General features: G+C 63.2%; 19 protein-coding genes. 8 read left to right on the top strand and 11 right to left on the bottom strand.

From position 1 onward, the window contains the following. Positions 1-27: 27 nt before the first annotated feature. Positions 28-1,128, top strand: a complete 1,101-nt coding sequence (locus APH35_RS11410) for an efflux RND transporter periplasmic adaptor subunit (protein ID WP_012270811.1) — start codon at positions 28-30, stop codon at positions 1,126-1,128. 6 nt (positions 1,129-1,134) lie between these two features. Continuing rightward, the gene (locus APH35_RS11405; RefSeq protein ID WP_060514821.1) at positions 1,135-4,200 is read left to right on the top strand and encodes an efflux RND transporter permease subunit; all 3,066 of its coding nucleotides are present in this window, start codon (positions 1,135-1,137) and stop codon (positions 4,198-4,200) included. Between the two features lie 36 nt (positions 4,201-4,236). On the opposite strand, the gene APH35_RS11400 is transcribed toward APH35_RS11405, so the two are convergent. The 3 genes from APH35_RS11400 to plsB form a co-directional block, all read right to left on the bottom strand. Beyond that, complete coding sequence (locus tag APH35_RS11400) at positions 4,237-4,926, bottom strand: DUF4197 domain-containing protein (RefSeq protein WP_012270813.1); 690 nt, start codon at positions 4,924-4,926, stop codon at positions 4,237-4,239. A 33-nt stretch (positions 4,927-4,959) separates the two neighbouring features. After that, positions 4,960-5,358 (bottom strand): YbaY family lipoprotein, encoded by a 399-nt coding sequence (locus APH35_RS11395; protein ID WP_012270814.1) that lies wholly within the window; start codon positions 5,356-5,358, stop codon positions 4,960-4,962. Positions 5,359-5,434: 76 nt separating this feature from the next. Beyond that, the gene (gene plsB, locus APH35_RS11390; RefSeq protein WP_012270815.1) at positions 5,435-7,921 is read right to left on the bottom strand and encodes a glycerol-3-phosphate 1-O-acyltransferase PlsB; all 2,487 of its coding nucleotides are present in this window, start codon (positions 7,919-7,921) and stop codon (positions 5,435-5,437) included. A 233-nt stretch (positions 7,922-8,154) separates the two neighbouring features. Between plsB and APH35_RS11385 the strand changes: the two genes are divergently transcribed. Then, a complete protein-coding gene (locus tag APH35_RS11385; protein ID WP_003252255.1) occupies positions 8,155-8,364 on the top strand; it encodes a cold-shock protein in 210 nt (69 codons plus the stop codon). Between the two features lie 64 nt (positions 8,365-8,428). On the opposite strand, the gene APH35_RS11380 is transcribed toward APH35_RS11385, so the two are convergent. Genes APH35_RS11380 through dapE form a run of 3 tightly spaced genes read right to left on the bottom strand, consistent with a single transcriptional unit; the run spans position 8,429 to position 10,788 of the window. Beyond that, positions 8,429-8,806, bottom strand: coding sequence for a hypothetical protein (locus tag APH35_RS11380; protein ID WP_012270816.1), 378 nt, complete (start codon positions 8,804-8,806; stop codon positions 8,429-8,431). A gap of 18 nt (positions 8,807-8,824) precedes the next feature. Then, positions 8,825-9,637, bottom strand: coding sequence for a putative RNA methyltransferase (locus APH35_RS11375; protein WP_012270817.1), 813 nt, complete (start codon positions 9,635-9,637; stop codon positions 8,825-8,827). After that, a complete protein-coding gene (dapE, locus tag APH35_RS11370; protein ID WP_060514820.1) occupies positions 9,637-10,788 on the bottom strand; it encodes a succinyl-diaminopimelate desuccinylase in 1,152 nt (383 codons plus the stop codon). Before dapE ends, APH35_RS11375 begins: the two co-directional genes overlap by 1 nt. Positions 10,789-10,994: 206 nt before the next feature. Between dapE and APH35_RS11365 the strand changes: the two genes are divergently transcribed. The 4 genes from APH35_RS11365 to APH35_RS11350 all read left to right on the top strand — a co-directional run bounded on the left by APH35_RS11365 (position 10,995) and on the right by APH35_RS11350 (position 15,972). Continuing rightward, positions 10,995-11,642, top strand: coding sequence for a DUF1120 domain-containing protein (locus APH35_RS11365; RefSeq protein ID WP_060514819.1), 648 nt, complete (start codon positions 10,995-10,997; stop codon positions 11,640-11,642). A gap of 106 nt (positions 11,643-11,748) precedes the next feature. After that, complete coding sequence (locus APH35_RS11360) at positions 11,749-12,462, top strand: fimbria/pilus chaperone family protein (RefSeq protein ID WP_012270820.1); 714 nt, start codon at positions 11,749-11,751, stop codon at positions 12,460-12,462. Between the two features lie 44 nt (positions 12,463-12,506). Beyond that, positions 12,507-14,858 (top strand): fimbria/pilus outer membrane usher protein, encoded by a 2,352-nt coding sequence (locus tag APH35_RS11355; RefSeq protein WP_060514818.1) that lies wholly within the window; start codon positions 12,507-12,509, stop codon positions 14,856-14,858. Then, positions 14,824-15,972 carry a DUF1120 domain-containing protein gene (locus APH35_RS11350; RefSeq protein ID WP_082425774.1) on the top strand — a complete coding sequence of 383 codons (1,149 nt, stop codon included), beginning with the start codon at positions 14,824-14,826 and terminating at the stop codon, positions 15,970-15,972. Before APH35_RS11355 ends, APH35_RS11350 begins: the two co-directional genes overlap by 35 nt. A 30-nt stretch (positions 15,973-16,002) precedes the next feature. Here APH35_RS11350 and APH35_RS11345 read toward each other — a convergent pair whose 3' ends face one another. Then, complete coding sequence (locus APH35_RS11345; RefSeq protein ID WP_012270823.1) at positions 16,003-18,591, bottom strand: glycosyltransferase; 2,589 nt, start codon at positions 18,589-18,591, stop codon at positions 16,003-16,005. Between the two features lie 119 nt (positions 18,592-18,710). On the opposite strand from APH35_RS11345, the gene tcdA reads away from it, so the two are divergent. Then, positions 18,711-19,520 (top strand): tRNA cyclic N6-threonylcarbamoyladenosine(37) synthase TcdA, encoded by an 810-nt coding sequence (tcdA, locus tag APH35_RS11340; protein WP_012270824.1) that lies wholly within the window; start codon positions 18,711-18,713, stop codon positions 19,518-19,520. Between the two features lie 162 nt (positions 19,521-19,682). Here tcdA and APH35_RS11335 read toward each other — a convergent pair whose 3' ends face one another. From APH35_RS11335 to APH35_RS11320, 4 genes are all read right to left on the bottom strand, one after another. Then, positions 19,683-20,093: a SufE family protein gene (locus tag APH35_RS11335; protein ID WP_012270825.1), complete on the bottom strand. Its 411-nt coding sequence runs from the start codon at positions 20,091-20,093 to the stop codon at positions 19,683-19,685. Next, complete coding sequence (locus APH35_RS11330; protein WP_060492669.1) at positions 20,090-21,295, bottom strand: cysteine desulfurase; 1,206 nt, start codon at positions 21,293-21,295, stop codon at positions 20,090-20,092. Before APH35_RS11330 ends, APH35_RS11335 begins: the two co-directional genes overlap by 4 nt. Positions 21,296-21,376: 81 nt before the next feature. Then, on the bottom strand, positions 21,377-22,411 hold the full coding sequence (gene dapD, locus APH35_RS11325) for a 2,3,4,5-tetrahydropyridine-2,6-dicarboxylate N-succinyltransferase (protein WP_012270827.1): 1,035 nt from the start codon (positions 22,409-22,411) through the stop codon (positions 21,377-21,379). A gap of 31 nt (positions 22,412-22,442) precedes the next feature. Beyond that, positions 22,443-22,790, bottom strand: a complete 348-nt coding sequence (locus APH35_RS11320; RefSeq protein ID WP_003252272.1) for an ArsC family reductase — start codon at positions 22,788-22,790, stop codon at positions 22,443-22,445. Between the last annotated feature and the right edge of the window lie 57 nt (positions 22,791-22,847).

Here is a 22,847-nt window from a genome sequence, read left to right as displayed (position 1 = left end):
GAAGTGCCCACCGCGAAAGGATTCATCATGTTGCGCCATGCCTTGTCCATCGCCTTGCCCGCCGCCGCCGTGCTGTTTCTGGCGGCGTGCGGCCAGGAAGCCGCCCCACCTGCCGCGCCCCGCCCGGCGCTGGTGGTGCAGCCGCAGCCGGCCGCAGCCGCTGCCGACAGTTACCCCGGTGAAGTGCGTGCGCGCTTCGAGCCGGAGCTGGCTTTCCGCATTGGCGGCAAGGTCAGCAAGCGCTTGGTCGAAGAGGGCCAGCGGGTCAAGGCCGATCAGCCGCTGGCCGAACTGGACCCGCAAGACGTGCGCTTGCAATTGGAAGCCAACCGCGCCCAGATGGCGGCCGCCGAGGCCAACCTGTCGCTGGTGCGTGCCGAGCGCGACCGCTACCAGAAGCTGCTGGAGCGGCAGATGGTCAGCCACTCGCAGTACGACAACGCCGAAAACCTCTACCGTGCAGGCCTTGCCCGCTTGAAGCAGGCCAAGGCCGAGTTCGACGTGGCCGGCAACCAGGCCGAGTACGCCGTGCTGCGTGCGCCGCAGGCCGGGGTGATTGCCAAGCGCCAGGTTGAAGTGGGCCAGGTGGTCGCCGCCGGGCAGACCGTGTTCACCCTCGCCGCCGATGGCGAGCGGGAAGTGGCCATCGGCCTGCCGGAGCAGCAGTTCGCCCGCTTTGCCGTGGGCCAACCGGTAAGCGTGGAGCTGTGGTCGCACCCGCAGGAGCGTTTCCAGGGGCGCATTCGCGAGCTGTCACCGGCTGCCGACCCGCGCTCGCGCACCTTCGCGGCGCGTATCGCCTTTGCCACGGCGGCCACACCGGCCGAGCTGGGCCAGAGCGCCCGGGTATTCATTGCCCATGAAGGCCAGATCCCGCTGGCGGTACCGCTGTCGGCTGTGACGGCGGAAAACGGCCAGGCCTACGTGTGGCGGGTGAACAAGGACAGCCGCCTGGAGCGGGCAGTGGTGCGCTTGGGCGCCTACGGCAGCGACAGCGTACCGGTGCTCGAGGGCCTTGCCCCCGGCGACTGGGTGGTTGCCGCCGGTGGCCATGTACTGCGCGAGGGCCAGGCGGTACGGCCTGTGGACCGCAGCAACCGTGTAGTGAACCTGACGGCCAAGGAGTAAGTCCCGATGGGTTTCAACCTTTCTGCCTGGGCGCTGCGCAACCGCCAGATCGTCCTGTTCCTGATGATTTTGCTGGCGGCCATTGGCGCCATGTCCTACACCAAGCTCGGCCAGAGCGAGGACCCGCCGTTCACCTTCAAGGCCATGGTCATTCGCACCCTGTGGCCCGGCGCCACCGCCGAAGAAGTGTCGCGCCAGGTGACCGAGCGTATTGAGAAGAAGCTGATGGAAACCGGCGAGTACGAGAAGATTGTCTCGTTCTCCCGCCCCGGCGAATCGCAGGTCACCTTCATGGCCCGCGACTCGTTGCATTCCAAGGACATCCCCGAGCTGTGGTACCAGATCCGCAAGAAGGTCGCGGACATCCGCCACACCTTGCCGCCGGAAATCCAGGGCCCGTTCTTCAACGATGAATTCGGCACCACCTTCGGCAATATCTATGCGTTGACTGGCGAGGGCTTCGACTATGCGGTGCTCAAGGACTACGCCGACCGTATCCAGATCCAGCTGCAACGGGTCAAGGACGTGGGCAAGGTCGAGCTGATCGGCCTGCAGGACGAGAAAGTCTGGATCGAGCTGTCCAACCTCAAGCTGGCCACCTTGGGCGTGCCGCTGGAAGCCGTGCAGAAGGCGTTGCAAGAGCAGAACGCGGTGAGCACCGCCGGCTTCTTCGAGACGCCCAGCGAGCGCCTGCAGCTGCGCGTGAGCGGGCGATTCGACAGCGTCGAGCAGATCCGCCAGTTCCCTATTCGCGTGGGTGACCGCACCTTCCGCATCGGCGATGTGGCCGAGGTGCACCGTGGCTTCAACGACCCGCCCGCGCCGCGCATGCGCTTCATGGGCGAGGATGCCATTGGCCTGGCGGTGTCGATGAAAGACGGCGGCGATATCCTGGTACTGGGCAAGGCCCTGGAAGGTGAGTTCGAACGCCTGGCGCACAACCTGCCAGCCGGTATGGAGCTGCGCAAGGTCTCGGACCAGCCGGCGGCGGTGAAGGCCGGCGTGGGGGAGTTCGTCCAGGTGTTGGCCGAGGCGCTGGTCATCGTGCTGCTGGTGAGTTTCTTCTCGCTGGGCCTGCGCACCGGCCTGGTGGTGGCGCTGGCCATCCCGCTGGTGTTGGCCATGACCTTTGCCGCCATGCATTACTTTGGCATCGGCCTGCACAAGATCTCCCTCGGTGCGCTGGTGCTGGCCCTGGGCCTGCTGGTGGACGATGCGATCATTGCCGTGGAGATGATGGCGATCAAGATGGAGCAGGGCTACGACCGCCTTAAAGCGGCCAGTTATGCCTGGACCAGCACGGCCTTCCCGATGCTCACCGGCACCCTGATCACGGCGGCAGGTTTTCTGCCGATTGCCACGGCGGCCTCCAGCACCGGCGAATACACCCGGTCGATCTTCCAGGTGGTCACTATTGCGTTGCTGGCCTCGTGGGTGGCGGCCGTGGTGTTCGTGCCGTACCTGGGCGAGCGCCTGCTGCCAGACCTGGCCAAGCTGCATGCCGCGCGCCACGGCAAGGACGGCCACGCGCCAGACCCTTACGCCACGCCGTTCTACCAGCGTGTGCGGCGGGTGGTGGAGTGGTGTGTACGGCGGCGCAAGACGGTGATTCTGCTGACCGTTGCCGCCTTTGTCGGCAGCATCGTGCTGTTCCGCTTTGTGCCCCAGCAGTTTTTCCCGGCATCCGGGCGCCCGGAGTTGATGGTTGACCTGAAGCTGGGCGAAGGCGCTTCGCTGGCCAATACCGCAGAGCGGGTCAAGCAGTTGGAGGCGCTGCTCAAGCAGCAGGACGGCATCGACAATTATGTGGCCTATGTGGGCACCGGTTCACCGCGCTTCTACCTGCCGCTGGACCAGCAACTGCCGGCAGCCAGCTTTGCCCAGTTCGTGGTGCTGGCCAAGTCGATGGAAGACCGCGAGCGCCTGCGCAGCTGGCTGATCGACACCGTGGACCAGCAGTTCCCAGACTTGCGTGCCCGGGTCACGCGCCTGGAAAACGGCCCACCCGTGGGCTACCCAGTGCAGTTCCGGGTCACCGGCGAACACATCGAGAAGGCCCGTGCCCTGGCCAGGGAAGTGGCTGACAAGGTGCGTGAGAACCCGCATGTGGTGAACGTGCATCTGGATTGGGAGGAGCCGAGCAAGGCCGTGTTCCTTGAAATCGACCAGGACCGTGCCCGCGCCCTGGGCGTGAGTACCGCGCACCTGGCGAGCTTCCTGCAGAGTTCGCTGATCGGCAGCACCGTCAGTCAGTACCGCGAGGACAATGAGCTGATCGAGATCCTGCTGCGCGGCACCCTGCAGGAACGCAGCGAACTGGGCAACCTCGGCAGCCTGGCGCTGCCCACCGACAACGGCCAGAGCGTGGCCCTGTCGCAGGTAGCGACCCTGCAGTACGGCTTTGAAGAAGGCATTATCTGGCACCGCAACCGCTTACCGACGGTGACCGTGCGCGCCGATATCTACGACAAGGAGCAGCCGGCCACACTGGTGAAACAGATTCTGCCGACCCTGCAGGACATCCGCGCCAAGCTGCCCGATGGTTACCTGCTGGAAGTGGGCGGCACGGTTGAAGACGCCGAGCGTGGGCAGAAGTCGGTGAACGCCGGCATGCCGTTGTTCGTGGTGGTGGTGCTAAGCCTGCTGATGATCCAGTTGCGCAGCTTCTCGCGCACGGTGATGGTGTTCCTCACCGCGCCGCTGGGGCTGATTGGCGTGACCCTGTTCCTGCTGGTGTTCCGCCAGCCGTTCGGCTTTGTCGCCATGCTCGGCACCATTGCCCTGGCGGGGATGATCATGCGCAACTCGGTGATCCTGGTGGACCAGATCGAGCAGGACATTGCGGCGGGGATGGAGCGTTGGCAGGCGATCATCGAGGCCACGGTGCGGCGCTTCCGGCCAATCGTGCTGACCGCGTTGGCGGCGGTGCTGGCGATGATCCCGTTGTCGCGCAGTGTGTTCTACGGGCCGATGGCGGTGGCGATCATGGGCGGTTTGATCGTGGCCACGGTGCTGACGCTGTTGTTCCTGCCGGCGTTGTATGCGGCGTGGTTCAGGGTGAAAAAGGGCTGAAGACGCGGGGGAGGGCATAGCCCTCCCCCTGTGCCGTCACAGGGCGCCGAAGACCTTCTTGGCCAGGCTGGTAGCCGCCTGCGCTGGGTTCTGGCGAATGCTCTGCTCCTGCTTGCCAATCATCTCGAACAGGCCATCCAGCGCCTTTTCGGTCACGTAGTTCTCAATGCTGGCGCTCTTGGCGTCGACCACGCCCAGTGCCACCGCCTGCCCGGCAAAGTTGTTGTACTGCTGGGCCAGGCCGACCTTGTCGGTCGCCTGCTTGACGATTGGCAGGAACTTGGCGCGGATCTGCTCGCGGCTGCTCTTGTTCAGGTACTGGGTGGCCGAGTCGTCACCACCGCTGAGAATGCCCTTGGCATCGGTCACGCTCATGTTCTTCACGGCATCCACCAAAATCGCCTGGGCCTGCGGCACGGCGGCTTCGGCGGCCTTGTTCATGCTGGCTTCAAGGGCATCGACCTGTTCACCTTTGCCGAACATCTTCATGGCCTTGGCCGCTTTGCCCAGGTTGCCAGGCAATTCGATGCGCACGTCGGGGTTGTTGCTGAAGCCACCTGGGGTGCTCAACTGCTTGACGGCGAGCTGTGCGCCTTGGGTCAGGGTATCTTTCAGGCCGCCAGTGGCGTCTTTCTGGCTCAGGTCGCCCAGCGACAAGGCCAGGGCGCTGGCCGATAGCAGCAGGCCGGCGCACAGGGTAGTGAAGCGCAGGGAAGTGCGGATCATGAAGCTTTCCTTGTAAACGGATGAATACGGGTATCAGCGAATCGGGTCGACTTTGATACGTACCGATTGTGGGTCACTGCCGTCGAGCGCGACACCATGGTGTTCGGTATTGATGAACAGCAGCTTGCCATCCAGCTCGATGCGCGCGCTTACCGCGTAGCGGTGGCCAGGTTTGACCTGGGCCGGGTCGTAGGTGAGGTGGAACGGCAACGGTACGTTGCCTTTGACCGGGCCAGCCTGGCGGGCCAGGGTTACGGCGGGTGCGTCCATCAGCGACACGTCCTGCAGTTCCACGCTCAGGGTGGCGGCAGGTGGCAGGGCGATACGCTGCAGGTAGAAGACTTCACCGTCCAGGCTGGCCTGGTTGGATGGGGTTTGGCTGGAACAGGCTGCGAGCAGGGATGCGCAACACAGCATAAAGAGCTTTTTCATGGTATCTCCGAAGTCCTTGGCGTTGGCTTGTGGCCAACCCCAGGGACTGTAGCGGATTTTCCCGACGGATAAAGCCTCAGATGGTCGAAGATTCCAGCCCGTCGTCACGGTGCAGGGCCACCTGGCGGATCGACAGGCGCAATTCGGCCGACAGCACACGCTTGGCCACGCCCTCGGCCAGCTCGCCGAGCTTGTCGTGATACCCCAGCTTGCCTTGTGTGTCGGTGTGCAGCACGCCTTGCTGCAGCAGGGTCTGGATGAAGTGGCGGAACAGCGTCTTGTCGAAGAATTCCGGGGCGTTCAAGCCATGCAAAATCGACAGGCGCTGGGCCATCATCACGCACAGGTCTTCCAGCGCTTCGGCGCTGAGGCTGTTCTGCCCGCTGTTGATCAGCAGCGAAGTGGCCATGTAGAAGCGCTGCAGGGTCTGGGTGATAGTGCGGGCGAGCAGGGTTAGTAGCACGAACTGCCGCGAGCTTGGCGCCGGGCGTACGTACACGTCGTTCTCCTGGCGCAGCAGGCCTTGCTCGACCAGCGCGGCCAGCCATTGGTCGATGACCTCGTCCAGCTGCTCCGGCGCCCAGCGCAGGAACAGCTCGGCCTGCAGGTAGGGGTAAAGCGCGTGCACATACTGGCCCAGCAGTTCGCGGCTCATGCGCGAGCTGCTGAGGAAGAAGCTGGCCAGCAGCGCCGGCAGGGCGAAGATGTGCAGCACGTTGTTGCGGTAATAGGTCATCAGTACCGCATTGCCTTCATCCAGGAAGAGGATGCGGCCCAGGGCGTCCTTCTGCTCAGCCACCAGGTTCATGCTGCGCACGTGTTCGATCAGCGCCTGGCCGTCGCCATCGGGCAAGGTGGTGTGCGGCGAGTAGGGCACCTGGCGCAGCAGGGCCAGGTACAGGTCGAGCACGCGGGTCAGGGCGCGCTCGTCCAGGGCCAGGCGGCTGGTGGACAGCAAAGCCAGGGCCACCAGGTTGACCGGGTTGATGGCGGCCGCCTCGTTGAGGTGACGGGCCACGGTTTCACCCAGGCGGGTGGTGGTGGCGTTGAGCCAATCCGGGCGGTACTGCGGGCCGTGATCCTGTTCGCGCCAGCCGGGCTGCTGCTGGTCGAGGAAACCGGCCAGGCGGATCGGTTCGCCGAAGTTGACGTAGACCTGGCCAAAGCGCTGCTTGAGTGCACCGAACACCTTGAAGATGTCGAGCACCGATTCTTTCTTCTTGCTGGCGCCGCGCAGTTCGCCCAGGTAGGTGCGGCCTTCGAGCACGCGCTCGTAGCCGATGTACACCGGCACGAACACGATTGGCGTACGTGACGAACGCAGGAAGCTGCGCAGGGTAATGGCCAGCATCCCGGTGCGCGGCTGCAGCATGCGCCCGGTACGCGAGCGGCCGCCTTCGACGAAGTACTCGACCGGGAAGCCCTTGGTGTACAGGGTGTGCAGGTACTCGTTGAACACCGCCGTGTAAAGCGGGTTGCCCTTGAAGGTGCGGCGCATGAAGAACGCGCCACCGCGGCGCAGCAGGTTGCCCACCACTGGCATGTTGAGGTTGATGCCCGCAGCCACGTGCGGCGGGGTGAGGCCGTTGCGGAACAGCAGGTACGACAGCAGCAGGTAATCGATGTGGCTGCGGTGGCACGGCACGTAGATCACTTCGTGGCCGGGGGCTATGCCCTGAACCTGTTCGATGTGGTTGACCTTGATGCCGTCGTAGATCTTGTTCCAGAACCAGCTGAGTACCACTTCGAGAAAGCGTATGACGGTGTAGGTGTAGTCCGAGGCGATTTCGTTGCCGTAGCGCAGTGCCTGGGCTTCGGCCTTGGCAAGCGGCAGGTTTTCTCGCTGGGCCTCGTCGGCGATGGCCTGGCGCACCAGTGGCGCGTGAACCAACCCCTTGACCAGGTTGCGCCGGTGCGAGATGTCCGGGCCGATGACGGCAGTCTTGAGGTTGCGAAAATGCACGCGCATCAGGCGCTGGGCCATGCGCACGGTGCGCGCGTGGCCTTTGTTGTGCTGCACCAGTTCACGCAGGTGGATCGGCGCGGAGAACTGCACCCGAGTCTTGCGCCCCAGAATCAGTACGGTCAGCAGCCGGCGCAGGCGCCCGGTCACCGCCCAGCTGTCGGCGAACAGCAGCTTCCATGGGCTGGATTCGCTGGCCGGGGTCTGCCCCCAGAACACGCTGACTGGAATGATCTGCGCATCTTCTTCGGCATGCTGGCTGACCGCCGCCACCAGGCGCTCAAGCGTAGGCGGGGCACCACTTTTGTCCTGGCGCCCGAGCCAGTCCGGGTCGGGGGTCAGGTAGAAGAACGCGGCCGGCTCTTGCAGTGGGCCGACGGCTACCGGCAGCACCGGGCGCGGCAGCCCCGCCTTGGTGCATTCGTGGTCGAGCACGGCCAGGTCGGTGAGCGACGGCGAGGGCAGGGCATAGAACACTGGCCGGCTGCGGTCGAGGTTGAGGGTCATGGAAGACTGGTTGATGGTCTCGGAGCGCACCCACAGGTACAACAGGCGACGCAGGCCGCCGAAGATCAGGCGGTGCAGGGGGGAACGGGTCATGGGGTGTGTGCCCTGGGTGTGATTTTCAGGTGAGTATCCAGCTATTTAGTCTGCCGTATCGGCGTAAGTTCAGCAAAAATCGGCCAACTGCGGGACCGTCATCAATTTTTTTTGTTCTGTGTCATATACTCGGCCTGCCACTTGCAGGATATTTCAGCAAGCGGCGTTGGCACGGGGCAGGTCGCCTCATGCCTGCAAGGCGATCTTCACAATAAAAAACCGGAGTAGTTCAGATGTCGTCTCGTGAGACTGGGAATGTAAAGTGGTTCAACGATGCCAAGGGTTATGGCTTCATTCAGCGCGAAGGTGGTGCGGATGTATTCGTCCACTATCGGGCGATCCGCGGTGAGGGGCATCGTACCCTGGTCGAAGGGCAGCGGGTGGAATACGCCTGCGTGCAGGGCCAGAAAGGCCTGCAAGCCGAAGACGTAGTGGGCCTCTGAGCCTTTTGCGGTAGGCCTCAAGCTGCAAGTTGACCGTGTAACTTGCAGCCTGAAGCAACCTGTTTCAGCTGGTACGCCAGGTGATTTCCTCTTCACCATCGGCACTGATGCGGACCCAGCGGTCGGCATCTTCTTCCCCGTCTTCCTCGACCCAGCCACCCGGCGCGCAGCGTACTTCCACACCGAGTGCGGCGAATGCGGCGTGGGCGCAGGCCACGTCATCAGCCCACGGCGTCTGGTCGCTTTCCAAGTAAAGGCTGTTCCATTTCCCTACAGCCTTGGGTAACCAGGTGACCGGAATGTTACCGGCCCGACATTTGAAGGTATGGCCTTTCTGCTGCCATTCGCTGCACGGGCCGATTGCTTGGGTGAGCCACTCGGCAATCTGCTTGTGGTCGACGTCGGCGTCCTTCAGGTAGATCTCGATATCAGGTTGGCGCATAAAGGGCTCCGGGTGTGCTCAGTCTTGGCGCACGAAATAGTCATAACGCATGGAAACCGTAACTTCGAACGGCTCGGGCTGGTCGATGACCCGGGCACGTTTTTCGGCGCTGGCGCGCCAGCCGTGCGGGGTCATGGCCAGCAGGTCGGCGCGGGCCTTGGGCGCAGCCAGGCTCAGGCGGAACTCGAGGGTTTCGCTGTGGGCATGGGCCATGCCTTCAGGGATCAAGGCCAGGTGTTTGTCGTCGGCGTAAGGGCGCACTTCATCGTAGAGCACTTCGCGCAGTTCCATCAGGTGGCCGCTGGTCGGTCCGACCCGCATCAGCCCACCGCCAGGGCTGAGCAGGCGCTTGGCCTCGGCCCAGTCCAGCGGGCTGAATACACTGGCGATGAACTGGCAGCTGGCGTCGGCCAGCGGCACACGGGCCATGCTGGCGACCATCCAGGTGACTTCCGGTGCACGGCGGCAGGCACGCTTGACCGCTTCGCGGGAAATGTCCAGTGCATAACCGTCGGCGGCCGGCAGGGCCTGGGCGAGCTGCGCGGTGTAGTAACCCTCGCCGCAGCCAATGTCCAGCCAGGCGCCAGGTTGACGCTCGGCAGCCAGCTCGGCCAGGCGACGGGCGACCGGCGCGTAGTGGCCACCGTCGAGGAAGTCGCGGCGGGCCTCGACCATAGCCTGGTTGTCACCTGGGTCGCGGCTGTTCTTGTGCTGCACCGGCAGCAGGTTCAGGTAACCCTGGCGGGCGCGGTCGAAGCGGTGGCCTGCCGGGCACGCCACACCGTTGTCGACTTGCGCCAGGGGCGCCTGGCAAAGAGGGCAGGCGAGCATCAGGCGAGCAACCGGACCAGGGTCTGGTAGTAGATCTCGGTCAGCAGGTCGAGGTCGCTGGCCAGGATCCGCTCGTCCACCTGGTGAATGGTGGCATTGACCGGGCCCAGTTCGACCACTTGGGTACCCATGGTGGCGATGAAGCGACCATCGGAAGTGCCACCGCTGGTGGACGGCTGGGTGTCGCGCCCGGTGACGCCCTTGATGCTGGACGCTACCGCGTCGAGCAGTTCGCCCGGTTCGGTGAGGAATGGCAGGCCCGACAGTGCCCAGTCGATCGACCAGTCCAGTTCATGCTTGTCGAGAATCGCCGACACCCGCGCCTGCAGGCCTTCGACGGTGGACTCGGTGGAGAAGCGGAAGTTGAACAGCGCGGTCAGCTCGCCCGGGACCACGTTGGTAGCGCCGGTACCGGAATTGAGGTTGGAGATCTGGAAGCTGGTGGGTGGGAAGAATGCGTTGCCTTCATCCCAGTGCTCGGCGGCCAGTTCTGCCAGCGCCGAGGCGGCGAGGTGGATCGGGTTGCGTGCCAGGTGCGGGTAAGCCACATGGCCCTGCTTGCCGCGCACGGTCAGTTTGGCGCCCAGCGAGCCACGGCGGCCGTTTTTCACCACATCACCCAGCAGGGTAGTGCTGGACGGTTCGCCGACAATGCACCAGTCCAGGCGCTCGTTACGCGCTTTCAGGCGCTCGACCACTGCCTTGGTGCCGTGGTGGGCCGGGCCTTCTTCGTCGCTGGTGATCAGGAACGCGACCTTGCCGCGGTGGTTGGGGTAGTCCTGCACGAAGCGCTCGCTGGCGATCACCATGGATGCCAGGCTGCCCTTCATGTCGGCGGCGCCGCGGCCGCAGAGCATGCCGTCGGCGTCGATCAGTGCTTCGAACGGTTCATGCTGCCATTGCTGCACCGGGCCGGTGGGCACTACGTCGGTGTGGCCGGCGAAACACAGAACCGGGCCGTCCTGGCTGCCGTGGGTGGCCCAGAAGTTGTCGACGTCTTCAATGCGCATTGGTTCCAGCTCGAAGCCCACGGCGCCCAGGCGGTTCATCATCTGCGCCTGGCAGTCGGCGTCGACGGGGGTGACCGAGGGACGGCGGATCAGGTCGCAGGCCAGTTGAAGGGTAGGCGAGAGCTCGGCAGGCGCCGTCATGGTAAATCTCCGAAAGCAGGGCAAGGCAGGCAAGGAGCGGTAGTTTAAAGCAAAACCTTAGTGTGAAGCGTGTGGTGTCGATTGATCGCAACAGAACGCTTGCCTTGAGGGGAGGTATTTCACGCTGAATACGCAGTGCGGGTGGGGGTAGGTTGCATCGGCCCCTAGAGGGTCAACCAACTCGCATCGAAAGGTACAAGAGCGCTATGAATATCAAGCAGTGGATTGCCATGGGTATGGCACTGGGATGCAGTACAGCCGTGTTCGCCAATACGACAGATGTCATCGTCAGCGGAGTGATCAAGCCAAGTGCATGCACGCCGTCGCTCAGCGGAGGCGGAACGTTCGACTTTGGTGTCATCACGGCTGCCGAGCTCAGAGAGGATTACGTGACCCGGTTCAAATCGCAGCCCCAGCAGCTTGCCGTGAACTGTGGTGCGCCAACTCGGTTCGCCTTGCGGGGCGTTGATGGTCGGGCAGACAGCAATATGTTGCCTTCCAACGTTACGTTCGGCCTGGGTACCAATGATCTCGACCAGCGTATTGGTGCTTATTTCCTGCAAGGGGTTGCAAGCTCTGTTGTCGTCGACGGGAACAGTTCAGTGACTCGTCTGATTACAGCCGACAGCGGCAAATCCTGGGCGCCGGACAGCAACTCAATTAATTTCAGCCTGTACAACGGTAAGGAGGGCCACTTTCACGGCTTTGCGGTAGACGCGCAGATACCTACTGCCATCAAGCAGTTGACCGCTGACCTGCAGGTCGACATGACCATCGCCGCGCTCAAGAACCTGACGGTCACCGACGACATCACCATCGATGGTGCTTCGACCATCGAGGTGTCCTACCTCTAAGGGCGCACCGAGCGTGCGTTTGCCGCTACGATGGCAAGCGCGGGCTCGGTCCCTTCCCTCGCTCGCTGCCTTTCGGGCAGCGAGCCTGTCTTGTATCGAGTCGAGCATGAGCAAATTGAAGCAATTGCTGTTGAGTGCTGGCTGCATGCTGCTGTCGATCAGCGGCGCCCAGGCCGCCGGCATGGTCCCGGAAACTTCCGTGGTGATCGTCAATGAAGCCGAAGGCGAGGCAACGATCACGGTGCGAAATGATGATCCAGCCCCAGCGCTGTTACTGGTAACCCTGCAGAACCTGCCGGAGGATGAGGAGCCCCTGTTGTTCCTCACCCAGCCCGCCTGGCGTGTCGAGGCCGGCGAGCAGCAGCAGGTGAGGTTCATGCTGCGTGCAACCGCGCCTCTGCACACCCAGCGGTTGAAGCGGGTTGTATTCGAAGGCGTGCCACAGCAGGAAGTGGCAGGTAAGCGTATTGCCAGGGTGGGGGTCAGTGTAAGGCAGAACCTGCCGGTCATCATTCACCCCAAGGGCCTGGCCCCCAACCGCTCGCCCTGGGAGGGCTTGCAGTGGCGCTACGGCACGCAAGGTTTACAGGTTGATAACCCGACGCCCTATGTGGTTAGGCTGGCGCAGGAAGTGAGGTTGATGCCTGCGAATGCGCAAGGCTACTTGCCACGCGCCTACATTTTGCCTGGCGAGTCGCTTGAGGTTCGCCTGGAATCGCCAGCCCCACAGGCCCCGCAAAGTGTCAGGCTGTTCCCGGCCACAGTGTACGGCTTTGCCGTCGATGAATTTGAAGCGCCGTTACTCAGGGGCGGCAATTGAATGGGCGGGCCAAGAGCAGCCGAACAGCGAACTGGCAATGTCTGATGGCGCTCCCTTGGGCCTTTCTATTTCTTGAGTGCAGCGCCAGCGATGGCCTGACATTCGATCTCGAACTCCTGCGTCAACGGGGTTTGAGTGAGGAACTTGCGGCCTACTTTCGTGACATGCCGCGTTTCACCCCAGGCAATCACATCGTGAGCCTGACTATAAACGGCTCACGATCAGGAACGGTACAGGCACGCTTTCTGGACGACGGCAGCTTGTGCATTGACACTGGCCTGCTCGAGGCGGGTGGGATTCGGTTGCCGACGGCTGCGGCGAGCGAAAACCAGGGCTCCTGCATCGACTTGCTGTCAAGCTACCCACAGAGTCAGATACAGGCAGACCCTCAGTCCGCCAGTGTGACCATGGTGGTGCCTGCGCAAGCCCTGCGCCCGGCCGCCGCAGGCGATGACCTTTCGGCTTATGACTCAGGTGGGTTCGCTGCAATGTTCAACTACGACGTGTCGATGCTCGATACGCGTTTCAAGGACGGCAGCAGCAGATCCTGGACTGCCCTTACCGAGCCGGGTTTGAACCTGGGGGACTGGATCGTGCGCAGCCGTCAGATTGCCAGTCTGGGGCAACAGGCAAGTCGGCTCAACGCACTGGAAGCCTACGCCCAGCGAACGTTCGCCGATCAGGCGACTGTCCTGCAGGTCGGTCAGATCCAGATGGGTAACCCCGTGCTGAGCGGCGTTTCGGTTGACGGTTTTCAGCTGTTTTCCGAGCAGGCGTTGGGCCATCTACAACAACGTCGCGTGGTTCAAGGCATCGCCAAGTCCCAAGCGAGGGTGGAGATCTACCAGCGCAACCGCCTGGTGTATGCCACCGTCGTGCCGCCAGGCCCGTTTTCCATTGATAGCCCTGCACCAGTCGATGCCTTTGCTGAACTGGAAATGGTTATCCATGAAGCGGACGGTGAGGAGCGTCGCCTGACCTTGCCTGCCTCGCCGATGGCGGCGGGGTTGTCAGGAGGATACCAGTTCGGCATTGGTCAACTTCGCCACAGTCGCGCCGCGTCACCTTGGGTGCTTAGCGCCGGGTGGAGCGGGAGTGTGCTTGATGGCTTGGAAGTGGGGGGAGGGCTAATTGCGACCGACAGCTATCAGGCTACCGGGTTCGCGCTCGGTGCTCAGCCGTGGACGCAGGCTCAGATGCAATGGTCGCTGGGCTACTCGCAGCCGTTGCATCAGGAGAGGGGGATGCAAAGCCAGATGACCCTGAACCAGCAGTTTGCCGGCGGATGGGGAGCGGGCTTGACCTATGGGCTGCAGAGCCAAAGTTATCAGGACCTCCAGCAGGCGCTTGAGCCGTCAGGTCGCTTGGAGGGCTTGCGCGATTTTTTCAGCGTCGGCCTGTCATGGCAGGGCACTGGGCTGGGCAACTTCAGTGTCGGGGGCGGCCAATCGCGCACGCGTAATGGCCAGACCAGCAGCCAGGCAAACCTGCGCTGGGGAGCGACGTTGGGGCAGGTGTCATTGAATGCTGGTGTGGAATGGAGCCTCAGAGGAGCAGATGATCGAGGGCGTCTTCTTTACATGAGCGCTAGCGTGCCATTGGGCACCAATCGTCGTCTTGGTGCCTCGACCCGAGCTTCAGGTGACCAGTACCGTTCTTCATTCGACCTGCGAGAACAGGTCAGCGATACGTTAGGTTATCGCCTGAGTGGCAGTCACGATAGCCATGATCCGGCGCTGCTACCCAGTGTGGGGGTTTCCTGGCTGGCCCCCTTCAGCCAGGTGCAGCTGGATTACTCAAAGACTGGCGATTCTGCACGAACCCTGGCAGCCAACCTGCGCGGTGGGGCCCTTGGGCATGCACAGGGCATCACGCTAGCACCTTATTCCATTCAGGATACTTTCGCGCTCATCGAAGTGGGTGATCTTCACGGGGTGAAGGTCGATACGCCCAGCGGCCCCGTATGGACCGATCGCCAAGGCCGAGCCATTGCCTCACGGATTACCCCCTACGCAGACAATCGAGTGCAGGTGCAGCCCCGAAGCCTGCCGCGCAGTGTCGATCTGGCCAACAGCCTTGGCATCGTACGGGCAGGTCGAGGCGCGGTTTCCCAATTGAGTTTCATCGTCGAGCGGACCAGGCGCGTGCTGTTGCAGACTTTGCAGGGCGACGGGCCGCCCTTGGCGGACAGTTCCATGGTAGTGGATGCCAACGGAAGCTTCGTGACCATGGTGCAGGCCGGAGGCTTGATATTCCTGCATGACTTCCAAGAGGAAGAGCGCTACCACGTGACCTCGCCAGACGGCTCTGGTTGTGCCCTTGAATTCACCCTCAGCGACAGCCCGGACCCGGAGCAATATTATGAAACGACCACCGCACGCTGCCATGCGATCTGAATGCGTGTGCAGACAGCTGTGCCTGGCCTTGCTGTTGATGGGCATGAGCTGTGCTGCGGCCGCACAGGGTTGTCAGATTACGCTCGGCCAGCCCCAGATCGATTACGGCAAGGTCAACAAGACCCAGTTGCAGAAACAAGGCAATCGCTACCTACTGGGAGAGCGGCACCTGCAGATGACAGTCCAGTGTTCCAGAGATACCGATATGGTCCTCAGCTATCTGGCTGATGGCATCAATGGTGATGTTTTCGGTTTTGCTGAGCGAGGGCAGTATTCACTGCTGCTTTCTGATGCGCGGCTCGATGGCCGTCCGGTGGCCTTGGGAGCAGCAAGCGCGCGCAGCCCCTGGCAGATGAAGGGCGACAAGGTTCACTGGTTGCCAGCAATGCAGCTCGCGCCACTAGAGGCCAATGTACCCCTTCAAGGCACAACCTTCACGGCTCGCCTGACCGTTGATGCATGGCTCGACGCAACGTCGGATCTGTCGAGCACGGCCGAGCTGCAGGCAAGTGGCATGATGGCTGTCGACGATGCTGCCGTGAGCCTGGCACTGCAAGCCAATGTTGTACCCGCAGCGTGTAAATTGCATCTGGGCAATGACGGCCTCGTGGATTTTGGCGTGATCGCGACCGGGGAGTTGTCTGCCAGTAAAACCAGTACCTTGCGACGGTCTTTGTCCGCCGCGGTGACTTGTGACAGCCCCACTCGGTTTGCCCTTCGCGCGATTGACAACCGCCAGTCAGGAACGTTCGCCCATGTGCAAGGCCTTGCACGTTCTGTCTTGTTTGGCGCGGGTAAAAAGGCCAGCGACAGCCTGGCGTGGTCGTTGCGGTTCGACGGTGCGGTGGTAGGCGATGGGCTTGCATTGCAACCCCTGTATTCCTCTCAAGGTCGTGCTGGCTGGGAGCCAACCCCACGAACAGCGTTCCTTCACACCGACAATCGCCTGCACGGGTTCGCGGCCAGCGAACGCACTGCTGCCGGGCCTACCTTGATCAGGCAGCTCGACGCTATGCTGATGGTCGAGCTGTATGTTGCGCCTATGCGCCAGCTCGACCTGCGTGACGAGACGCTCATCGATGGGGCGGCCACGCTGGAGCTCATCTATCTGTGAGGATGAGCTGCAGGTGGCCGGCAGTCCAGGTCAAGTGTGCGCGGGATGTACCTGGGGTGCAGGCTTGGGCAGCGATGACAGGAACGCCATCACCAGCGCCGCCAGATAAGGCAACGACTGTACCAGCAGCATCGCCACCCAGAAGCGCATGTCCGAGCTCGGCAGCCCCTGCACCAGGTAGATGCCCAGCGCCGCCCCCCACAGCAGCAACATGATGAACAGCTCTTCACGCGCTTCGGAAATCGCCACCAGCAACCCGTGGCTGTCGGCATTCTTTGGCGTGCGGAAGAACGGCATGCTGCTGGTGAAGAACCCGTACAGCACCGCCTTGGCGATGGTATGTGACAGCGCCAGCCCCGCCAGCGCCGCCGCAAAGGCATCCTTCAGGTTCACCCCCACAGCACGGCGGTAGAGGAAGATGATCTTGCCGACCTTGAAGAAGAACAGCGCCAGTGGCGGGATGGCGAAGATCATCAGTGGCGGGTCGACCCGGTGCGGCACGATGATCATCGCCGCCGACCACAGCAACGCACCGACGGTGAAGAAGATGTTCATGCCATCGGCGATCCATGGCAGCCAGCCGGCCAGGAAGTGATAGCGTTGGCCACGGGTCAGCTCACTGCCCTTGCCGCGCAGCAGGGCGCCGGCGTGGTGCTTGATGATCTGGATGGCGCCGTAGGCCCAGCGGAAGCGCTGCTTCTTGAAGTCGATGAAGGTGTCGGGCATCAGGCCTTTGCCGTAGCTGTTGTGGGCATAGGCGGCCGACAGGCCCTTCTCGAATACCCGCAGGCCCAGTTCGGCGTCCTCGCAGATGCACCACTCGGCCCAGCCCAGCTCTTGCAGCACGCTGCGCCGGGTCATGGTCATGGTGCCGTGCTGGATGATCGCATCACGGTCGTTGCGGGTGACCATGCCAATGTGGAAGAAGCCCTTGTATTCGCTGTAGCACAACTTCTTGAAGGCGCTTTCGTGCTGGTCGCGGTAGTCCTGCGGCGACTGCACCACGGCAATTTTCGGGTCGGCGAAGTGCGGCACCATGTGCTTGAGCCAGTTGCGGTCGACGCAGTAGTCCGAGTCGATGACCGCGATCACTTCGGCGTCCTTGGCCGTGTGCGGGATCAAGTAGTTCAGCGCGCCACCCTTGAAACCGGCCAGGGGCGCGACGTGGAAGAACTTGAAGCGCTCGCCGAGCTTCTCGCAGTGGGCCTTGAGCGGCTCCCACACGGCTGGGTCCTTGGTGTTGTTGTCGATCACCAGCACTTCGTAATCGGGGTAGTCCAGGGCAGCCAGGGCGTCGAGGGTTTGTTTCACCATTTCTGGCGGTTCGTTGTAGCACGGCACATGCACCGACACCTTGGGCCGGTAGGCACTGTCGGCCTGCACCGGCAGGAACTCGCGGCGGCGCTTGTGTATCCAGACGGCCTCGGCCAGTTCGTGGGCTTCGGTGAGCAGCACGATGAACACGCCCAGCGCGCCGAGGGCCAGCAGCACGCCCACGGTCAGGCTGAACCAGGTGCTGTACTGCTGGCTGTAGTCGTAGGCGATCCACACCAGCACCGACCCGCACAGGAAGGTGATGAACGTGAGGAAGGTCCGGCCACGCTGGCGCAGGGCCGAGCCGTCGATGAACAGCACCATCAGGGCAATCATCGCCAGCACCACCGAGGCCACCGCCAGAGCACGCCACTGCGGGATCGCCACCACCGGGCCGTCGAAGTTGAACTTCTGCTGGCGCTCGGCGTTGTACACGCCCCAGTAGGCGCCTACCGAGCCTTCGTCGCTGGCTTTCCACGGCTGGTCGTAGGCTTCGATGACAAAGTAGTTGTAGCCACGGCGGTTGAGGGTGTTGACCAGGGTGCGCAGGTAGATGGCCTGGTCGGCCTGGGTGGCATCGGCACCCCCGCGCATGCGGCCGTTGCTTGGCCAGCCGACTTCCGACAGCAGCAGGGGTTTGCGCGGGAACTGGTGCTTCAGCTCACGGGCGCGGTCGAGGACGAACTCGACCGAGTCCTTCATCGGCACGAACTCCCAATAGGGCAGGATGTGCGCGGCAATCAGGTCGACGTGCTTGGCCAGTTCCGGGTGTTCCTTCCAGATGTGCCATTGCTCACTGGTGGTCACCGGCACTTTTACGGCCGCACGTACCCGATCCAGGTATTTGATCAGGTTTTCCGGGGTGACTTCTTCGCGGAATAGCGCCTCGTTACCGACCACTACCCGCACCACACTGCGCGAGGTGTTGGCCAGCTCGATGGCGGTGGCGATTTCGCGTTCGTTGCGTTCCAGGTCCGGGCTGATCCAGATGCCCAGCGTCACCCGCAGGCCGAACTCCTCGGCCAGGCGCGGGATGTCGGCCTGGGTGCCTTCCACGGTGTAGATACGGATGCTGTCGGTCAGTTTGCTCAACTGCTCCAGGTCCTGGCGCATCTCGTCGTCAGTAGGGTACTGGCCCTTCTGCGGGCTTTCACCCAGGCGGAACGGCGAATACGAAAAGCCAGAGATCTGCTCTGGCCAGGCGGGGGCGGAAACCGGGCGGTTGATCAGTGCCCAGAACCCGGTGAACAGCGCGGCGATGGCCAGCACCACAACCAGGTTCAGGCCGAATTTACGTGAAGACATTGTCGTCCATTTGTGTCGAAGTGATAGGACATTAAAGCAGGGTTGGTAGTCTCTTTCCTAACGATGCAGGCGATGGGCCCGCTGGCATATAATGCGCGCCGGTTTTTTGGGGTATGAACATGAGCACAGAAGATCCACGCTTCGCCGGCGTTGCCCGGCTGTACGGCGACCAGGGGCTGCAACGCCTGGGCCAGGCCCATGTGGCGGTGGTCGGTATTGGCGGAGTGGGCTCCTGGGTGGCCGAAGCGTTGGCCCGCAGTGGCGTGGGCGAAATCACCCTGTTCGACCTGGACGATGTCTGCGTCAGCAACACCAACCGCCAGGCCCATGCCCTGGAAGGCCAGGTGGGGCGGCCCAAGGTCGAGGTCATGGCCGAACGCCTGCGAGCGATCAACCCGGCGTGCAAGGTGCATGCGGTGGCTGACTTCGTCACCCGCGAGACCATGGTCGAGTACATCCATGAGCAGCTGGATTGTGTGATCGACTGCATCGACAGCGTGATGGCCAAGGCGGCGCTGATCGCCTGGTGCCGGCGGCGCAAGATCGCGATTGTCACCACCGGTGGTGCGGGTGGGCAAATCGACCCGACGCAGATCCAGATCGCCGACCTGAACAAGACCTTCAACGACCCGCTCGCTTCGCGGGTGCGCTCAACCCTGCGCCGCGACTACAACTTCTCGCGTAATGTCAGCCGCAACTATGGCGTACCGTGCGTGTTCTCCAGCGAACAGCTGCGTTACCCCAAGGGCGATGGCAGCGTTTGCCTGCAGAAAAGCTTCGTGGGTGAGGGCGTAAGGCTGGACTGCGCGGGTGGCTTTGGCGCGGTGATGATGGTGACCGCGACCTTTGGCATGGTGGCAGCCAGCAAGGCGATCGAGAAGCTGGTGGCCGGTGCGCGGCGCCCTTCGGAGCGTATCAAACCTGAGTAACCATTCTCATGCCTACTCGGTCTTTGTAGGAGCGGCCTTGTGTCGCGAAAGGGCCGCAAAGCGGCCCCAGCAATTTTGGCGGCGAAGCTGAAAATGTGGGGGCCGCTGCGCGCCCCATCGCGACACAAGGCCGCTCCTACAGGGAGCAGCGTTGCCCTGGATTTAGCGGTTGGACGCCAACTCCGCCATCCGCTGCAGCACCGCATGCAGCCCATTGCTGCGCGACGGCGACAGTTGGCGCTCAAGCCCCAGCTGTGTAAACCACGCGCGCAGATCGAGCATGGCCAACTCGTCACTGGCCAACCCCTGCACCCGCACCAGCATCAACGCCAGCAGCCCGCGCAACAGGCGTGCATCGCTACTGGCCTTGAACCGCCACAAGCCGTCGACCTGCTCGGCCACCAGCCAGACCAGGCTTTCGCAGCCATGCACCCGGTTGGCTTCGGTCTTTTCAGTCTCGGCCAGCGGTTCCAGTCGCTCGCCCCATTGCATCAGCAGCCGCGCGCGCTGCTCCCAGCCCTTGCCCTGTTCAAAAGCGTCCAGCGCCTGGCGTGCCTGCTCCGGCATGTTCATCGCAGCAGCTCCAGGCCCTGATCCAGCGCCGTGAAAAAGCGCTGCAAGTCATCGCTGTCGTTGTACAAGCCCAGCGACACCCGAATTGCGCCTTCCAGGCCCAAGCCTTTCAGCAGCGGCATGGCACAGTGGTGACCGGCGCGCACGGCAATGCCTTGCTCGGTGAGCAGGTGGGCAATATCGGCATTGTGCACGCCCTCGATGACGAAGCTGGCCAGGGCCGCCTGTGGCGTACCGAGTATGCGCACGCCTTCGCGGTCAGCCAGGCCGCGCAGCAGGTGCTGGTGCAGGCTGGTTTCGTGGGCCGCGACCGCTTGGGCATCGAGGCTGGCCAGGTAGCCCAGGGTTGCGCCAAGGCCGATCACCCCGGCTATGGGCGGCGTACCTGCCTCGAACCCCAGCGGTGCCGGGCGGAAGCTGGCGCTGTGGTACTCGGCAAGTTGCACCATCTCGCCACCGAACTGCCAGTGGCGCAGCAGCCCCAGCGCTTGGCTGTGGCCATAAAGCACGCCGACGCCGTCCGGGCCGTACAGCTTGTGGCTGGAAAACACATAGAAGTCGCACCCCAGTTGCTGCACGTCATGGCGGCCGTGCACCACGCCCTGGGCACCATCGACCACGGTCAGCGCGCCTTGGGCGCGGGCATGGGCCAACAGCGCCGGTAGCGGTTGCCAGGTACCCAGTACGTTGGACAGCTGGCTGACTGCCAGCACGCGGGTGCGCGGGCCGATCAGTTGCAGTGCCTGGTTCAGGTCGATGTAACCATGAGCGTCCAGCGGCAGTACCACCAGGCGCAGGTTGCGCCGGTGCGCCAGCTGTTGCCAGGGCAGCAGGTTGGCATGGTGCTCCAGGGCACTGACGGCAATTTCGTCCCCGGCTTCGAGGCGGTGTTCCAGGCCGTATGCCAGCAGGTTCAGTGCCGAGGTGGCGCCGTGGGTGAACACCACTTGCCGTGAGTCTGCGGCATTGAGCCAGGCGGCGACCTTGTCGCGGCTGGTTTCGAAGGCCTGGGTCGCCAGCGCACCGGGCAAGTGCTGGGCACGGTGCACGTTGGCTGCGCCATGGCCGTAGTAATGGCTCAGGGCATCGAGCAGGGCTTGCGGCTTCTGGCTGGTGGCGGCGCTGTCCAGGTAAGTCTGGTGCTGCCGTTGCAGGGCGGCGATGGCGGGAAAGTCGGCACGCCAGGGGGAGGGCTGGAACATGTTCGCGGGGCCTGGAATGAAAATCGGGTCTGGCGCGTTGGCGCCAGACCCGATCTTAACACTTCAAACCCGACAAGGTTCTCAGTTGTGGGCGTGCAGTGCTTCGTTCAGCTCGATGGCCGACTTGTGAGTCTTGCACTCTACGGCGCCGTTCAGCGAGTTGCGGCGGAACAACAGGTCGGTCTGGCCAGCCAGGTCGCGGGCCTTGACCACTTTCACCAACTCGTTGTTCTCGTCCAGCAGGTTCACCTTGGTGCCGGCGGTGATGTACAGGCCGGCTTCGACGGTGTTGCGGTCGCCCAGCGGAATGCCGATACCGGCGTTGGCGCCGATCAGGCAGCCTTCGCCGACCTTGATGACGATGTTGCCGCCACCGGACAGGGTGCCCATGGTCGAGCAACCGCCGCCCAGGTCCGAACCTTTGCCGACGAATACGCCAGCGGACACGCGGCCTTCGATCATGCCTGGGCCTTCGGTGCCCGCGTTAAAGTTGACGAAGCCTTCGTGCATGATGGTGGTGCCTTCGCCGATGTAGGCGCCCAGGCGCACACGGGCGGTGTCGGCGATACGCACGCCGGCCGGGACCACGTAGTCGGTCATTTTCGGGAACTTGTCCACCGAGAACACTTCCAGCAGCTCGCCCTTCAGGCGCGCTTCCAGTTGCAGCTCGGCCAGTTCGGCCAGATCGACCGCGCCCTGGTTGGTCCAGGCCACGTTCGGCAGCAGCGGGAAGATACCGGCCAGGCTCACGCCGTGTGGCTTGACCAGGCGGTGCGACAGCAGGTGCAGCTTGAGGTAGGCCTCTGGGGTGGAGGTCAGGGCAGCGTCTTCGGCCAGCAGGGTGGCGACCAGCGGCTTGTGGCTCTCGGCCAGGCGGGTCAGCAGGGCGGCCTGGGCAGCATCAACGCCTTTCAGGGCTTCGGCCAGTTGGGCGGCCTGGCCGTTGCTGAAGGCGATGGCCTGGTTGCCACCTTCGTAACCGAGAACAGGGGCTACCGCAGCAACCAGTTCGGCGCTCGGGTTAAGCAAAGGTTGTGCGTAGAACACTTCCAGCCAGGCGCCCTGGCGGTTCTGGGAGCCGACACCGAAGGCCAGGCTGAACAGGGTATTGGACATGTGATTACCTCGTGCGAAATAGGGTAGGGGCTCAGGCCAGGGCAGCGGCGTACAGGTCGGGCTTGAAGCCGACCAGGGTACGCGCGCCAAGGTCCAGCACCGGGCGTTTGATCATCGACGGCTGGGCCAGCATCAGCTCGACGGCCTTGGCCTGGTCGAGGTCTGCCTTGCTGGCGTCGTCCAGCTTGCGGAATGTGGTGCCGGCACGGTTGAGGATGACTTCCCAGCCGTGTTCGTCGCACCAGCGGTTCAGGCTGTCACGGTCGATGCCTTGGGTCTTGTAATCGTGGAATTCGTAGGCGATGGCCTTGTCTTCGAGCCAGGTACGCGCCTTTTTCATGGTGTCACAGGCTTTTATGCCGTAGAGCGTGTAGGTCATTGTGTACATTGGGGGTGCAGGTTGCCCCAATCTCTCCGTTTTTCGATGTCAGTCGCG

Source organism: Pseudomonas sp. NBRC 111132, from assembly GCF_001320565.1.
In the GTDB taxonomy this organism is placed as follows: Bacteria; Pseudomonadota; Gammaproteobacteria; order Pseudomonadales; family Pseudomonadaceae; genus Aquipseudomonas; species Aquipseudomonas putida_P.
Note: the sequence above shows the minus strand (reverse complement) of the source record. Positions and strands in the feature narration are given on the sequence as shown.